The organism is Burkholderia sp. HI4860 (genome assembly GCF_002223045.2).
In the GTDB taxonomy this organism is placed as follows: domain Bacteria; phylum Pseudomonadota; class Gammaproteobacteria; order Burkholderiales; family Burkholderiaceae; genus Burkholderia.
In genome coordinates this window covers 1696170-1712224 of the sequence record NZ_NKFO02000001.1, presented here as the reverse complement: position 1 = coordinate 1712224, position 16055 = coordinate 1696170, and the positions used below count along the sequence as shown (strand labels likewise).

The 16055-nt window shown below is 67.4% G+C and carries 12 protein-coding genes; 1 reads left to right on the top strand and 11 read right to left on the bottom strand.

Features of this window, described 5'->3' with window-relative positions; translation table 11 throughout:
• Positions 1–141: 141 nt before the first annotated feature.
• From CFB34_RS07635 to CFB34_RS07590, 10 genes are all read right to left on the bottom strand, one after another.
• Positions 142–1308 (bottom strand): glycosyltransferase family 4 protein, encoded by a 1167-nt coding sequence (locus CFB34_RS07635; protein WP_089443021.1) that lies wholly within the window; start codon positions 1306–1308, stop codon positions 142–144.
• A complete protein-coding gene (locus CFB34_RS07630; protein WP_089443022.1) occupies positions 1308–2492 on the bottom strand; it encodes a glycosyltransferase family 4 protein in 1185 nt (394 codons plus the stop codon). The genes CFB34_RS07635 and CFB34_RS07630 overlap by 1 nt, the downstream gene beginning before the upstream one ends.
• Positions 2489–3955 (bottom strand): glucose-6-phosphate isomerase, encoded by a 1467-nt coding sequence (locus CFB34_RS07625; protein WP_089443023.1) that lies wholly within the window; start codon positions 3953–3955, stop codon positions 2489–2491. The genes CFB34_RS07630 and CFB34_RS07625 overlap by 4 nt, the downstream gene beginning before the upstream one ends.
• Positions 3956–3965: 10 nt before the next feature.
• Complete coding sequence (locus CFB34_RS07620) at positions 3966–5105, bottom strand: glycosyltransferase family 4 protein (protein WP_089443024.1); 1140 nt, start codon at positions 5103–5105, stop codon at positions 3966–3968.
• Between the two features lie 43 nt (positions 5106–5148).
• A complete protein-coding gene (locus tag CFB34_RS07615; protein ID WP_089443025.1) occupies positions 5149–6108 on the bottom strand; it encodes a glycosyltransferase family 2 protein in 960 nt (319 codons plus the stop codon).
• Positions 6109–6172: 64 nt separating this feature from the next.
• Positions 6173–8398 (bottom strand): polysaccharide biosynthesis tyrosine autokinase, encoded by a 2226-nt coding sequence (locus tag CFB34_RS07610; protein WP_089443026.1) that lies wholly within the window; start codon positions 8396–8398, stop codon positions 6173–6175.
• Between the two features lie 50 nt (positions 8399–8448).
• Complete coding sequence (locus CFB34_RS07605; RefSeq protein WP_069251045.1) at positions 8449–9627, bottom strand: polysaccharide biosynthesis/export family protein; 1179 nt, start codon at positions 9625–9627, stop codon at positions 8449–8451.
• Positions 9621–10064 carry a low molecular weight protein-tyrosine-phosphatase gene (locus CFB34_RS07600; RefSeq protein WP_039345287.1) on the bottom strand — a complete coding sequence of 148 codons (444 nt, stop codon included), beginning with the start codon at positions 10062–10064 and terminating at the stop codon, positions 9621–9623. Before CFB34_RS07600 ends, CFB34_RS07605 begins: the two co-directional genes overlap by 7 nt.
• 30 nt (positions 10065–10094) lie before the next feature.
• On the bottom strand, positions 10095–11507 hold the full coding sequence (locus CFB34_RS07595) for a UDP-glucose/GDP-mannose dehydrogenase family protein (protein ID WP_089443027.1): 1413 nt from the start codon (positions 11505–11507) through the stop codon (positions 10095–10097).
• Between the two features lie 73 nt (positions 11508–11580).
• Positions 11581–12954, bottom strand: a complete 1374-nt coding sequence (locus tag CFB34_RS07590) for an undecaprenyl-phosphate glucose phosphotransferase (protein ID WP_069252876.1) — start codon at positions 12952–12954, stop codon at positions 11581–11583.
• Positions 12955–13382: 428 nt separating this feature from the next.
• Here CFB34_RS07590 and CFB34_RS07585 point away from each other — a divergent pair, with 428 nt between their 5' ends.
• Positions 13383–14909: a mannose-1-phosphate guanylyltransferase/mannose-6-phosphate isomerase gene (locus CFB34_RS07585; protein WP_089443028.1), complete on the top strand. Its 1527-nt coding sequence runs from the start codon at positions 13383–13385 to the stop codon at positions 14907–14909.
• 123 nt (positions 14910–15032) lie between these two features.
• Here CFB34_RS07585 and CFB34_RS07580 read toward each other — a convergent pair whose 3' ends face one another.
• Positions 15033–15974 carry a transposase gene (locus tag CFB34_RS07580; protein WP_089443029.1) on the bottom strand — a complete coding sequence of 314 codons (942 nt, stop codon included), beginning with the start codon at positions 15972–15974 and terminating at the stop codon, positions 15033–15035.
• Positions 15975–16055 lie beyond the last annotated feature (81 nt).

The window sequence follows — 16055 nt, the reverse complement described above, 5'->3', positions numbered from 1 at the left end:
AACCGGCCCTGCGCGCACGCGCGCCGGTTCGGCTTTCGGTTCGGCTTTCGGTTCGGCTTTCGGTTCGGCTTTCGGTTCGGCTTTCGGTTCGGCTTTCGGTTCGGCTTTCGGTTCGGCACGCAGGTCGCGCGCCGCGGGCGCTCAACCTGCCGCCTGGATCGCCTCTTCGTACACGCCGGCCACGCGCCGCGCGATCACCGCGTTGTCGAAATGGTCACGTGCATAACGCTTGCACGCGGCTTCGTCGGGCAGCGTGATCGCACCCGACAACGCGGCACCAAGCCCTTCCGCGATCGCGTCCGCGCCCGTGGACGGAAGCACGAGATCGTCGGACAGCCCGGCCACCGCCTCCGGCAGCCCGCCCACCGGCGTGACCAGCACCGGCGTGCCGGACGCGAGCGATTCGACGGTGATCAGCCCGAAGCCTTCGAGCGCGACCGTCGGCACGACGCTGACCGTCGCCGCGCGGTACAGCGCCGCGAGATGGTGGTCGGGCACGAAGCCGAGCAGCTTCACGTTGTCCTGCAGCCCGGCGGCATCGATGCGCTGCTGCAGTTCCTCGCCGATCTTGCCCTTGCCGGCGATCAGCAGCAGCACGTCCGGGTGACGGTGCTTGAGGAGACCGATCGCGTCGATCAGGTCCTCCAGCCCCATGCGCCGCACGAGCCGGCGCACGGCCAGCACGATCGGCCGGTCCTGCGGCAACTGCAGCTTGTGCCGCGCCTCGGCCGGCGTGAGCGGCGTGTCGAACTGCGCGGTATCGACGCAGCCGGGAATCACGCGCACGCGCGACGGATCGATCCCGTAGCGGTTCGTCAGGATCTGGCCGAACGCCTGCGACAGCACGATCAGCCGCGACGAACGCGTATAGACCGCCTGTTCGAGATAGCGCTTCGCGCGCTGGCCGAGCGACGCAGCGCCCTCGACCTGGCTTTCGTCGGCCCACGGCCCCTGGAAATGCGACACCTGCGGAATCCCGCGCGTGACGTCGAGGCCCGGGAACGTGTACAGCGCGAAGTGCGACGAGATCACGTCCGGCCGCTCGCTGCGGATCTCCTCGCGCAACGCGCGCCGCGCGGCGAGCATCCGGCGTGCAAGCGACTCCGATGCGGGGCCGAAGCCCTGGATCGCGCCGTCCGTGTCGTCGGCGACCTTCGGCGAGCCGGCGACGAGCCCGCGCACCTCGACGCCCGCGCCCGGCAGCGCGCCGACGAGCGAGTAGTACATCCGGTCGAGGCCGCCCGCGCGTTCGGGGAACCAGTGCATGCCGATTTGCAACGATTTGATCGGCCGGGAAGAGTGGGACATCACGTTTGCTCCTGCGTGACTGCATGCTCGGTCCGCTCGAAAGCGGACGGATGCGTGGGTTGGCCGATGCGCCGGTAAAGCGCGACATACTGGGCGCCCATGTGCGCCCAGCCGAAACGGGTCATCAGTTCGCGGGCCGCTTCGCCCATCGTGCGACAGGTGTCGCGCGATGCTGCAAGCGAGCCGATTGCCTGCGCGAGCGCCGCCGGATCGTCCGGGTCCTCCAGCACGATCCCGCATTCGCGCGTGATGATTTCCGCGCCGCCCGCCGTGCGCGCGGTGACGACCGGCAGCCCGGCCGCCATCGCCTCGAGCAACGACAGGCTCATCGCTTCGTAGCGCGACGGGAACACATACGCGTCGACCGAGCGCATCAGCGTCGGCATGTTTTTAACCAGGCCGAGGAAATGCACGCGCGAATCGATGCCGAGCGCGCGCGCCTCCTCCGGATACGGGCTGCCGGGCAAGTAGCCGGCCACCGCCAGGTGCACGTTCGCCGGCAGCTTCGTCAGCGCCTTCAGCACGGTGCCGAGGTTCTTGCGCGGCGTGCGCAGGTCGCCGACGAACAGCAGCAGGAACGCATCGTCCGGCAGCTTGAATGCCGCGCGGTCGGCCTGCGCCCCCGCGAACGCGCTGGCGTCGACACCGTTGTAGATCACGCTGATCTTGCGGCTGTCGATGCCGAGCCCGGCGATCTCGTCGGCGACCTTCTGCGACACGGCCGTGATCGCACGCGAACGGCGGTACGCCCAGCGCTCGAGCGTGGTGTTCACACGCGTATAGACGTACTGGTAGGCCGACCACAGCCCCTTCGTCGGCCCGAACGGATAGTACGGACTCTTGAACCAGCCGCCGTGCACGAAGTGCGCGGTATTCACGTCGGCCTTGATCCACGAAATGAAGCCGTTCACGTGCAGCACGTCGTACTCGCTGCGGTGCGATCGCAGCCACGCCGCGCTCTTCAGCGCGAACACCTGCTGCTTGACGAGATTCGACGGCCAGAAGCCGCCGACCTTCACGGGCACCCAGCGCACGCGCGGGTCGGCCAGCAGCTCGGGCGCGACATGCGACGCGACCAGCGTGACCTCGTAGTTTTCGGCCAGCGCCGCGCGCGCGATTTCGTAATTGACGCGGCCCTGCCCGTCGTTATGTCGCACGACGTGCGTGACGATCGCGATTCTCAATGGTCGCCTCCCCGTAAACGCGCGGCGGCCAGCAGACGTTGTGCCTTTTGCCAGTGCGCCGCGGATAGAATCGAAAAAATGGCCGTGAACATCAGCAGGCCGCCCGTGCCGATCAGCGAGTTCGTGAACACGAGCATCGCGAAGGTCGACAGGCACAGGCTCAGGCATGCGCCGACGAACTTGTCCTTGCGCAGCTTGAACGCCGCGCGCAGCGTGCGGCCGAACAGCATCACGACGCCCGAGAGGTACAGCAGCGTGCCGGGCCAGCCGAGCACGAACGGCACGTTCATCACGCCGCTGTCGAAGCTGCCGTACTTGCCGAGCTCGCCGCTGTCGCTCGACAGCTTCGTGGATGCGCCCGTGGCGCCCATCCCTTCGCCGGCGACGTCGGTGAACGCCGTCTGCGCGAAGGTGGCGTAGAACTTGTTGCGGTCGTCGTAGCTGCGGTCGTCCTTCAGGTTCGTGATCGACTGCAGGCGCGCGCCGAGCCGGTCGGCCACCGGCCCGACGGTCAGCAGCGGCACGCACAGGCCGACCAGCACGACGCCGCTGATCAGGATCCGCATCCGTACGCGGTTGTTCGACTGCGCGAGCTGGATCGCGAGCGCGATCACCCAGCCGCCCCACGTCGAACGCACGAGACACAGCGCGAACGACACGAAGCCGGCCGCCCCGGCGAACCAGCGGATCTTCTGCGGCGCCGCGAGCACGAACACCAGCGCGCCCATCATCGCGAACGCGAACGGCCCCGACGAGTTCATCGTGCTGAACACGCGCACGCCATACGGCACCGGCTCGCCCTGCGAGCCCATGTCGGAACCGATCATCCACAGCACGTCCCACTGCGGCATCACGAAGTACTGCACAATGCCGTACAGGCCCATCACGAGCATGCCCCACATGAACGTGGACAGCAGCACGTCGCGGTACTCGGGGTAGTCGCGTGCGTTGACCATGATGTGAAAGCCGATCAGCACCGGGTACACCCAGTTCGCGAGGTCGTAGGTCGCGGCCATCACGCCGCTCGACACGATCCCGACGAGGTACGCGTACGCGAGCCCGAACAGCATCAGCAGGATCGGGATCCCGCGCCGCTGCGCGAGCACGCGGTAATGCCGGATCAGCCCGAGGCCGGCGATCATCGTCACCGCGAGCGGCGCGACCTGGATCAGGCTCGTCGGCGTGAACGCGCCTTTCGACCAGTCGGCGAGACGCCGCACTTCCGGGCTCAGGAACCACACCCACCACATGAATCCGACGTAGCGCGCCGGACTCTTGAAATACAGCCAGAGGCCGACCGCGATGGCCAGCACCGGAAACGCGAGCGTCAGCACCTTGCCTTGGTGAATGGCGATCAGCGCGGCCGTGAACGTCCACAGCCCAGCCTGCCCGACCCAGTGCTTCGGCTCGGGAAGCCAGTTGCGTTTGCGCGACGGTGCGCGTTCGGCGGCAATCGTACTCATCGATCCGCTCTCAGCGCGACGACGGGCGCGAATCCGCGAGCGGCATCGCGAGGCCCGCGGCAGCCGGCGTGCGGCGCCGGCGCAGCATGTCGCGCGTGATCCGCACGTGCTGCTCGGCGAACGCCTGCGTGGTCAGGTCACGGTCGCGCAGGCACGCGGCGGCGGCCCGCGCGCAGGCGAGCGCCGCGACCGGATCGGCCACGAAGCGATCGGCGGCCTGGCGCATCGCCTGCGCGTCGAACGCCGGCACATAGGCGGCCGTATCGTGCGGGAAGTAGTCGCTGAGCCCGCCGACATCCGACACGATCATCGGCTTGCCGACGGCGGCGGCCTCGAGCATCACCGTGATGCCCGACGCATGGAAGTTCGGCCGCAGCGGCACGACGATCACGTCGGCCCACGCGTACAGCTCGTGCTGCTTCGCGAGCCCCGACGCCGAGCCGATCTTCACGTTCGGCGCATGCCACTCGCGCGGCACGCGGCGGCGCGTCGCGAGCCGCACGTCGTAGCGCTCGTCGCCGCCGAACGCGGCGAGGAACGTGCGCCAGTCGCGATCGCGATCGTTGCCGATCGCCGCGATCCGCAGCGGCCGTTTCGGTTGCCATTGCCGCGGCTCGGTGATCGGGAAATCCTGCGTGTTCAGCCCGTAGTAGACGAACTCGGCGTCCCGGCCGAGATAGCGGCGGCACAGCTCGGCGTTGTCGCGGGCCAGCGTGGTCAGCGCGTCGGCGCGCGCGATCAGCTTGCGGTACAGCCAGCGGCGCGGGCCGCCGAAGCTGTTCCACTTGTCGAACAGCCACACGCTCTGCGCGAGCAGCAGCGGGCGCTTGCCCTGCGCGCCGGCGAGCTTCAGGATCAGCGCAGCGGCCAGGTGCTCCTGTTCCGTGTGCGTCCAGATCACGTCGGTGTTCAGCAACGCGGCGCGGTTGCGCCATGCATGCACGACGTCGAAGCCGAGCGCCGCCTTCAGCGCGCGGCGCGCGAGGCTGGCGACGCGATTCTCGCCGCCGTCCTGCGAATAGGTCAGCCGGAATTCGTCGGATTCGGCATGGTGATAGCCGTACAGGCAGCCGATGTTCTCGCCTTTCCGGTAGGTGCGCGGATCGGCGCCGTAAAACAGGTGAACGTGGACCTTGGTTGCCGTAGTCATTCAAGCCCTCCGTGGGGGGTCGCGCGCGACGCGCGCAGACCGTTCAAGACGTCACCGGCGGCATTGCCGCACGATGGGGGGCAAGGTTCGCGCGGCGGGCGTCGCGCGCGCCGCGGCGCACCGCGCGCCAGTGCTCGCGGATCCGCTCGCGCTGCGCCGTATGCAGGGACAGCAGCACGTGCGCGAGGCCCGGGTAGACGCGCGTGCCGACCAGCGTCCACCACCACCACGCGAGCTCGCGCCGGACCGGCGGCAGATGCTCGCGCAGGATCAGGTGCATGTTGTATGCGCCGTTGCTGATCGCATTCAGCGACGCGGCATCGCGCCGGTCGTCGTCGAAGCGCTCGGCCGGGAAATGATCGACCGCGATCGCCGGGTCGTAGACGAGCTTCCAGCCGTCGCGCTGCACGCGCATGCTGAAACCCATGTCGTTGTGCACCTGCGCGCCGGCGCCGCGCAGCCGCGTGTCGAAGCGCAGCCGCTCGATCGCGGCGCGGCGGTAACTCATGTTCGCGCCTTTCAGCATGTCGACTTCGCGCGGGCCGCCGACGCCCAGATGATGGTTGCCGACGATCTTGCCGGACAGCGTGAGCTGGCCGACGAGCTCGCGCGATTCGTCGAGCACGCGGCCCTTCTCGTGCACCCAGTCGCGCCCGCCGACCGCGCCCACGCGCGGATCGGCCTCGAACACCGCCTCGACGCGCGCGAGCCAGTCGGGATGCGGCGCCGCGTCGTCGTCGGTGATCGCGACGATGTCGCCGTTCGCCGAGTCGAGCCCCTTGTTCAGCGCGGCGACCTGGCCCGGCACCTCGACCGGAACGATGCGCAGCGGCAGCGCGCCGCCGACCGCCGGATCGGCGAGCCGTTCGTGCGTGGCGTCATCCTCCGGGCGCGCGACGACGATCACCTCGTCGGGCAGCCGATGCTGCCGCTGCAGCGCCAGCAGGCAGCGCGCGAGGTCGGCGGGACGCCGATAGGTCGGAACGAGCACGGAAATTTTCATCGTTGATTCTCCTGTCGGCCGAGCAGACAACACGCGCTGCCCGCCCGGTTACGTGCGATGCGGATCAGGCGCTCAGGTATTCATGCACGGCCGCATAGCCGCGGCCGTAGCCGCGCGCCTTCGGCGGCACGCCGTTGAAGATCCCGCCTTCCAGGTCGACGCCCGCGGTGCGCAGGCGCTTGATCGCGTCGGCGATCTCGCCTTCGGTATGCATGCCCGAGCGCAGCACGAGGAACGTCGAGCCGGCCATGCGGCCGATGATGGTCGCGTCGGTCACTGCCAGCACCGGCGGCGAGTCGATCAGCACGACGTCGTAGCGCTTGCCGAGCCCTTCGAGGTATTGCGGCAGGCGCGACGACATCAGCAGCTCCGACGGGTTCGGCGGGCGCGTGCCGGCCGAGATGAACGACAGGCCCTGCACCGGCGTTTCGCGTACGGCGTCCTCGAGCGCCGACTGGTCGCTCAGCAGCTCGGACAGGCCCGGCTGCGACGTGAGGCCGAAGTAGCGGTCGAGCAGGCCGCGACGCATGTCGGCGTCGATCAGCAGCACGCGCTTGCCCGAATGCGCGAGCAGCACCGCGAGGTTGACCGTCAGAAAGCTCTTGCCGATGCCCGGCGTCGGGCCCGTCAGCACGATCACGCGGTTCTTCGCATCCATCATCGCGAACTGCATCGCGGTGCGCAGGCTGCGCAGGCTCTCGACGCTGAGATCCTTCGGACGCAGGCTCGCGAGGATCGGCCGGGTACGGCTGCCGCTCTTCTCGGCCTGCGCGTCGAGCTTCACCTGCTCGGCGCTTTGCGGCACCAGCCCGTACAGCGGCAGGTTGAACGCGCGCTCGATGCGGTCGGGATCCTCGATGCCCTGGAACATGTTGCGGCGCAGGAACACGACGCCGGTGCCGAGGATCAGCCCGAGGAACACGGCGGCCGACAGGATCAGCACCTTCTTCGGCTTGACCGGATCGCCCGGACGCAGCGCCGAATCGACCAGGTGGATGTTGCCGCCCGTGCCGGCCTTCTGCACCGACAGCTCCTGCACGCGGTTCAGCAGCAGTACGTAGATGTCCTCGGCCACTTTCGCGTCACGCTGCAGCTGGACGGCCTTCACTTCGGTGGCCGGCAGGCTGCGGAAGCGGTTGCTGAACTTGTCCTTCTCGCCCTGCAGCTCGGCGAGCTGCTGCTTCGCGGCGATCACCATCGGGTGCGAATCGGTGAAGCGCTGCGCGAGCGACGCGAGCTGCAGGCGCTGCGCGGCGATCTGCTGCTCGTACTGCACGCTGCCCTCGAGGTAGACCTTCGCCTCGTCGCTCGCGTTGATCGAGCCCGACGTGCGCTGGTACTGCGTCAGCGCGGCTTCCGCGCGTTCGAGGTCGGCCTTCAGGCGCGGCTCCTCGCCCTTGAGGAAGTCGAGCATCTTGGTCGCTTCGGCCTGCTTCGCGACCACGTGCTGGTTCAGGTACGACTGCGCGAGCGCGTTCGCGATCGCGGCGGTCTGGTCCGGGTCCTTGCCTTCGAGCGAGATCTGCACGACGCCTGTCTGCTTGCCCTGCTCGGTCACCTGGATGCCGGTCTGGAAGCCGGTGATCGCGTCGAGATCGTTGTAGCGGACCACGGTGAACTGCGTGCCGGGGCGCGCGACGAGCTTCGACACGAGCAGCGTCACGCCGCCGCCCTGCGCCGATTCGCCGACGTGGCCCGACAGCAGCCGCATGCCGTTCGGGTCGACGATCGAATAGGTGCCGTTCGGGCCGGCCGTCAGCGTCAGCTTCTTGCCTTCGAGCGCGGGCACGACGTTGATCGAATCGACGTCGGCCACTTCACCGCCCCATGCGTACGACTTCAGGCCGAGCCACGGCTTCGCCGGCTGGCCCGGCGTCGCGATGCGCGCGGCGAGGCTGCCGATCACCGGCAGCGTCTTCGGCACGACCGAGAAGTTCAGCTTGAACTGCTCGACCACCGGCGCGACCACGCCGCGGCTCTTGATGATCTCGATTTCCGCGTCGGTCGGCGCCTGCTGCGGGCCGCTGTTGATCATCGCGCCCGTCTGCGTCTGCGTGAGCGCCTGCGAGGTATTGTCGTTGCCCTCGACCCGCACGTGCACGTCGGCCTGGTAGACCGGCTTCGCGATGTAGCAGTAGAGGCCGGCGAGCGCGACGACCGTGACCGCGATGCCGAGCAGCAGCCAGATGTCGTCCATGATCACCTGGAGCAACTGGCCGAGGACGACGTCCTCTTCCTCGGTTTTGGCGGACAGATCCGCGTAGGAGTGTTTCGCTTGCGTGTTCACCATTCGTTCCCGCTTGAGTGGTGCCGGGGCGGAGGCGCCGCCCCGGCGGGCTATCAGCGCGTGATTTGCCGCATGTAGAAGATCGTCTGGATCGTCGGCAGCACCTGCTGCAGCACACGGTTGAACTGCACCGAGCTGGCCGTGCTGACGTACACGACGTCGAGCGGTTGAAGCGGGAAGCGGCTCGACAGCATCAGCGCATCCGGCTGCGTCATGTCGAGGCGGAACACTTCAGGCTTCGTCGGGTTGTCGCGCATCCCGCGCATCACGTAGATCTTGCGCGGATTCGCGTCGGTGTCGAGGATGCCGCCGCCTGCCGTCAGCGCATCGGCGATGGTCAACTTGCCCTTGAGCATCGGCACCGTGACCGGCGTCTTGACCTCGCCCATGATGAACACGCGGCTGTCGCTGCGATCCGGCACGTTGACGATGTCGCCGGGTTGCAGCATCACGTTCTGCTTCACCTCGCCGCGATCGAGCACGCCGTTCGCGTCGAGCGTGTAGAGCTTGCCGTCGCGCGTCAGGCGCACGCGCTGCAGGTCGGCCTCGTTGGTCGAGCCGCCGGAGCGCGAGATCGCGTCGACGAGCGTCAGCGGCACGTCGCTCACCGCGAGCGGGCCCGGCTGCTTCACCTCGCCCGTCACCTGCACCTTCTGGCTGCGGAACGACAGCACGCGCACGTCGAGCTGCGGATTCTTCACGTAGCGCGACAGCGTGGTGGCCATCTGCTCGCGGATCTGCGCGACCGTCTTGCCGGCCACCTTGATGCGGCCGACGAACGGAAAGAAGATCGTGCCGTCCGAGGCCACCGTCTGGCCGTACGGATCGGCCTGGCCCGGCAGCGCGGTGGTATACGGCTGCTGCAACGCGCCCGCGACCGACTGCGTCGTGTTGCCGCCGCTCGAGAACGACTGGCCCTGCGGCGTCGTCAGCTCGGGGTGGTCCCACACGGTGACGCCGAGGATGTCCTGCGGCCCGACGCGGTACACGTACTCCGACGGATCGGTATAACGTCCGGGCGGCAGCGGATGATCGACCTGCGCTTTCTGCAGCTGGTCCATCACCACTTTGGCGTCGATGTAATGAACCGGATAGGTTTCGGCCGCTTGCTGCCGGCCTTCGTCCTTCAGGTTCGACGAGTCGAGGTAGTTGCCGGGCGCGGTTGCACAGGCTGACAGGAAAGTCGTCAGCGCGACGGCAAGCGCCACCGGGCGCATCGGGCGTTTCAGCATAGTTTCTGTAGCCATCCTTGAACCAGACGTTCGATCAGTGAGTAGCTCTCGCGGTAATCGGCCTCGGGGCCGCCGTGCGGGTCGGCAATCTCGGCCCCTTCCCACTTGCCGAGCAGGTGGACCTTGCCGCGCGCGAACGGATCGACCGATTCGACGGCCGCAATCTGTCCGCGCTCGCTGACGAGAATCAGGTCGGCGTCGCGCACGATCCGGCGCGACAGCCGCCGCGAGCGGTGGGTCGTCGCATCGACGCCCCGCTCGGCGAGCAGCTGACGCATCACCGGATCGATGCCGTCGCCGTCGTTCGCATGCACGCCCGCCGAGTGGAACGTCGGGCGCGGGCCGCCGCGCGACGCGGCGTGCGACTTGAACAGCAGTTCCGCTGCCGGGCTGCGGCAGACGTTCGCGTGGCAGACGATCAGGATGTTCCGGAACATGGCGTCTCGTAACGAGTGACGGGAAACGGGTTACGCGCTCGCGGGCGCGGTGCCCGGCACACGGGCGGCGACGGCCTGGCGCGAGCCCGGCCGGCCGATCGGGTGGTATTCGATGCCCTGCTCGCTCATCGTCTCCGGCTCGTACAGGTTGCGGCCGTCGAAGATCACCGGCGTCTTCCACAAGCGGCCGAGGGCGACGAAGTCGGGGCTCTTGAAGATCTTCCATTCGGTGACGATCACGAGCGCGTCTGCATCGCGCGCGGCCTGCGCCTCGTCGTCGACGAAGGAGAGGCGCTCGAGCCAGCTCGGGTGAGCGGCGAGATCGAGCGCGATCACGCGGCGCGCTTCCTCCTGCGCGACCGGGTCGTACGCGGCGATGCGCGCCCCGCGCGACAGCAGCTCGGCGATCAGCTCGCGGCTCGGCGCTTCGCGCATGTCGTCGGTGTTCGGCTTGAACGCGAGGCCCCAGATGGCGAACGTGCGGCCGGTCAAATCTTCACCAAAGCGCGCGACGATCTTCTCGGCGAGCACGCGCTTTTGCGTGGCGTTGACCGACGACACCGCCTTCAGGATCTGCAGTGCCTGCCCGTGCTCGTCGGCCGTGCGGATCAGCGCCTCGACGTCCTTCGGGAAGCACGAGCCGCCGTAGCCGCAGCCGGCGTACAGGAAGTGATAGCCGATGCGCGGATCGGAGCCGATCCCGCGGCGCACGGCCTCGATGTCCGCGCCGAAGCGGTCGGCGAGGTTCGCCAGCTCGTTCATGAACGAAATGCGGGTCGCGAGCATCGCGTTCGCCGCGTATTTCGTGAACTCGGCCGAGCGCACGTCCATGTACAGCGTGCGTTCGTGGTTGCGGTTGAACGGCGCGTAGAGCTTCTTCATCAGCTCGCGGGCGCGCTCGCCCGGCACGTCGTCGTCGCAGCCGATCACGATGCGGTCCGGCCGCGTGAAATCGTCCACCGCCGCGCCTTCCTTCAGGAATTCCGGGTTCGACACGACCGAGAACATCTGGTCACCGCCGCGCTTCGCGAGCTCTTCCGCCACCGCCGCGCGCACGCGCTCGGCCGTGCCGACCGGCACCGTCGACTTGTCGACGATCACCTTGAAGCCGGTCATGTAGCGGCCGATGTTGCGTGCGGCCGCGAGCACGTATTGCAGGTCGGCCGAGCCGTCTTCGTCGGGCGGCGTGCCGACCGCGATGAACTGCACGTCGCCATGCGCGACCGCGGCCTCGATATCGGTCGAAAAGCGCAGGCGGCCGGCCGAGCGGTTGCGCGCGATCACTTCCTTGAGGCCCGGCTCGTGGATCGGCACGCCGCCGTTGTTCAGGACGTCGATCTTTGCCTGGTCGACGTCGAGACAGAACACGTCGTGCCCGATGTCGGCCAGACATGCGCCGGTGACCAGCCCTACGTAACCGCTGCCGATGATAGTCAGATTCATGATGTGTCGGACCTCTTGACCAATGATTCGAAATTCGTAAAACCGGAATGCCTGCGCGGCGCGATCTCGGTGCTCAGTACGCGTTGCTGCCGGTGAAGCCTTTCCAGAGCGTCAGCACGACGATCTTGATGTCGAGCCAGAACGACCAGTTCTGCATGTAGTACAGGTCGAGCTTCACGCGTCCCATCATCTTCTCGATCTGGTCGGTCTCGCCGCGAAAGCCGTTGATCTGCGCCCACCCGGTGATGCCCGGCTTGATCCGGTAGCGGAACATGTAGCCCTTGACCAGATCCTTGTAGATGTCGTCGTGCGCGAGCGCATGCGGGCGCGGGCCGACGACCGACATCTCGCCCTTCAGCACGTTGATGAACTGCGGCAGCTCGTCGAGGCTCGTGCGGCGCAGGAACCGGCCGACCGGCGTCACGCGCGAATCGTTCTTCTTCGCCTGCGTGACCTGCCCCGCCACTTCCTCGTGCACCTTCATCGAGCGGAACTTGTAGATCTCGAACTCGTGCCCGTCGATGCCCTTGCGCTTCTGGCGAAAGAACACCGGCCCGCGCGACGTCAGCTTGATCAGGCACGCGATCACCAGCATCACCGGTGCGAGGCCCGTGAGCGCCACCAGCGCGAACGCGCGGTCGAACACGAACTTCGGCAGGATCCGCACGTCGGTGATCGGCGACGCCGCGAGGTTGATCGCCGGCACGCCGAGCACCTCGACCACTTCCTGGTTGAAGAACGACAGCGTGCGCACGTCCGGGATGAAGCGGATATTCACGAAGTCGTGGCGGAACACCGTCACGATCTGGTGAATCCGGCGCTCCTCCGTGATCGGCAGCGTGAGCCACAGCTCGCTGATCGCGCGGCTGCGCACCAGCCACACCAGCGATTCGAACTGCCGCTCGATGCGCACGTCGTCGAGCGCGACTTCGCCAGGCGCTTCGCTCTCGTCGTACACGCACACCGGGTTGAAACCGGCTTCCGGCCGCGCCCGCATCTGGGCGATCAGCCGCCGCGCCGCCGGCGTCCCGCCGACGATCGCGACCGCCTTCAGGTTGTAGCCGCCGCGGCGCAGTTGCCGCAGCACGACGTGCACGCAGGCCTTCGAGCCGGCGAGCAGCGCCATCGTCACGAGCGCCCAGTACCCGAGCCACAGCCGCGACAGGTCGCCCGACTGGTGAAAGCTGAAGCTCAACAGGATGCCCGCGAGCTCGACCACCAGCCATGCGAACGCGACCCGCCCCACCAGCCCGACGAGACGCTTGCCGCGCCACGACTGGTAGATGCCGAAGGCGGGAAAGCACACGACGACGAGCAGGCAATCGAACAGCATCATCGTGCGCTGCAGGTCGTTGAGCCAGATGCTGCCACCGTGCAGCGCGGCGGCGATCAGCGCCCCCGTCACGACCATCGCGATATCGATGACTCTCGCCAGCACGCTCAACATGTCTGCTTCCTCTTTGAACAGGCGTTTGCCGAACAGCTCCTTGTGCGACCCGTGCCGCACATTCGATTCAAACGTTGCATGACGCTATTGAAGCGGTAAGAAATTTTCGCCTCAAGCGTACAAGTATTTCGAAAAATAATCGGAAATTCTTGCCGCGATGTTTTTGAATTAATTCGGCACGTTTTCCCGAAATTCCCAGGAATCGGGAATTTTTCAGAAGCTTTACGATTTCCGCTCACCCCTTGCGGGCGGTCAAGACCAGCCGATTCACCGATTTATTTTTTATTTTTTTATTTGCATCGGATGCCGGCGCGGAAAATTCTTCCCGATGAATGCATGGCGAATATCCGGCAATGGATCCGGTTTTATTGTCGATTTACTTCATGCTACAACGACAGGCACTGACTTCAACCGTGGAGAGTGTCCTCATGAATGCTCCGGCCGTGGCTGCCGAAACGCGCCATTCTTCTTCCGCCGCACCCGCCGCCGGCACGCGCGTCGCCGTGCAGCCGGTGATTCTCGCCGGCGGGTCCGGCACGCGCTTGTGGCCGATGTCGCGCGAACGTTTTCCGAAACAGCTGATCGGCCTGCTCGGCGAACATTCGCTGCTGCAGTCGACCGCGCTGCGCCTCGACGGCCTGGCGGCCGACCATCCGCTGAACGACGACGTGCTGATCGTGTGCGGCGAGGATCACCGCTTCACCACCGCCGAACAGTTGCGCCTGACCGGCAAATCCGCGTCGATCATGCTCGAGCCGATCGGCCGCGACACCGCGCCCGCGCTGACGCTCGCCGCGTTTCGGCTGGTCGCCGGCGGCAACGACGCGGTGATGACCGTGATGCCGGCCGACCATGCGGTCGCCGACCTGCCGCGCTTCCATGCGGCCGTCGCGGCCGGCGTGCACTGCGCGATGCAAGGCAAGATCGCGACGATGGGCATCGTGCCGACGCACGCGGAAACCGGCTACGGCTACATCCGCGTCGGCGCGCCGCTCGGCGACGCCGCCACGGGCGCACTCGACGTGCGCCGCCTCGACCGTTTCGTCGAGAAACCGCACCTCGAACTCGCTCGGCAGTACGTCGCATCGGGCGAGTACTGGTGGAACAGCGGCATCTTCATCGTTCGCGCGTCGGTCTGGCTGAAGGCGATCCGCCAGCTCGAACCGGCCATCTACGCGGCCTGCGAACAGGCCGTCGCCCAGGGCAAAGCCGATGGCGATTTCTTCCGCATCGATCGCGAAGCGTTCGCCGCGTCGCCGTCGAATTCGATCGACTACGCGGTGATGGAGCCGCTCGCGAGCCTGCCGCAACTGTGCGAGAGCGTCGTCGTGCCGCTCGACGCGGGCTGGTCGGACGTCGGCTCGTGGGACGCGATCTGGCAGATCTCGCCGAAGGACGAGGCCGAGAACGTCGGCCGCGGCCACGTGCTGTTCGAAGGCGCGGAGTCGACGTTCGCGCATTCGGAAAGCCGGCTCGTCGCCTGCGTCGGTACGCAGAACCTCGTCGTCGTCGAAACGCCGGACGCCGTGCTCGTCGCGGACAAGTCGCGCGTGCAGGACGTGAAGAAAATCGTCGGGCGCATCAAGGCGCAACGCGGCGCGGAAGCGACCGATCACCGCAAGGTGCATCGCCCGTGGGGCCACTACGACTCGGTCGACATGGGCGAGCGCTTCCAGGTGAAACGCATCGTCGTGAAGCCGGGCGCGCAACTGTCGCTGCAGATGCACCACCACCGCGCCGAACACTGGATCGTCGTCTGCGGCACCGCGCGCATCACGCGCGGCGACGAGACGTTCCTGCTGTCCGAAAACGAATCAACGTACATCCCGCTCGGCGTGTCGCACCGCCTGGAGAACCCGGGCAAGATGCCGCTCGAGCTGATCGAAGTGCAGTCGGGCGCGTATCTCGGCGAGGACGACATCGTCCGCTTCGACGATACCTACGGCCGGCAGTAACGCACGTGCATAGCGAGGCGCCGCTTCGACAGCGGCGCCTCGGGCAAGACAGGCATGGAACGACGGGACTTCCGCGCAGGTGTCGTGGCACACGACGGCCCGCGCGTTTCGACAGGTCGGCGATCAGCCGACGCGGTACACGTACTCGCGGCGCTCCGGCTGCACCGGATCGTTGCGGCTTTCCGACAGCGCGCCCGCATGGCGCTCGGCGATGAAGCGCTGGATGTCCGACTCGGCACGCGCGAGCGCGGACAAGCCGGCCAGCACCTCGCCTTGCGGCTCGCGCGCCGGTTCGTCGCTCGCGCCATGGCGATCGATCCACTGGCGCGCCCAGTCGAGCGCGAACTGCTCGGCTTCCTCGGCATCGGTGAAGCGCGGGCCGATCAGGCCCGAGCGTTCGACGCGCCGGTCGTCCTGCGTAATCTCGGCCCACGCGCGATACATCAGGTTCTGCACCGGCTGCGCGATGCCGCAGATCGTATAGCCGCGATAGGTGTCGACTTGCGGTTCGGCCGCGGCGAAGCTCGCCGACGACGCATGCGCATGGCGCAGCTCCGCCGACGGCGCACCGGGCACCGCGAACGACCCGGCCGACGGATCGACGACTTCGTCGACCGGCCGCGCGCTCATCGACGCGCCCTCGCCCTCCCAAACGTTTGCGTGAGCGACCGGCAATTGCCACGACTCGGGGTTCTGCCAGAACACGCCGCGCAAGCGATCGTTGTCGGGCACGGGCTCGGCACGGCGCGCGGGCGCGACCGGCACCGGCGGCGGCGGAATATACGCGAACGTGCGCCCGCTGAACTGGGTCAGCACGTCGATCATCTGCAGCAGCGTGCCGGACGCGAGCCACTCCTCGTAGCGGCGACGGCACGTCGGCCCGGACGGATAACGACCGGGCAGCTTCGACCAGGCTTCACCGGTCGTCAGGATCCAGAGCACCGCGTTGGCAACGACGCGTGGTTCGGCTCGTGGACGCCCACGGCGGTTCAGCCGGATGGGTTCATCGGCGATCAGCGTTGAAAGACGAAACCACTCTTCATCGGTAAGCTCATCGAAGAACATAGTAGATCTCTCCACGCAGCCAGGCCGGGGCTGCGATTGGCGGCGCCGTCGCGACACATCGCGTCGCGGGGCGGCCAGGTT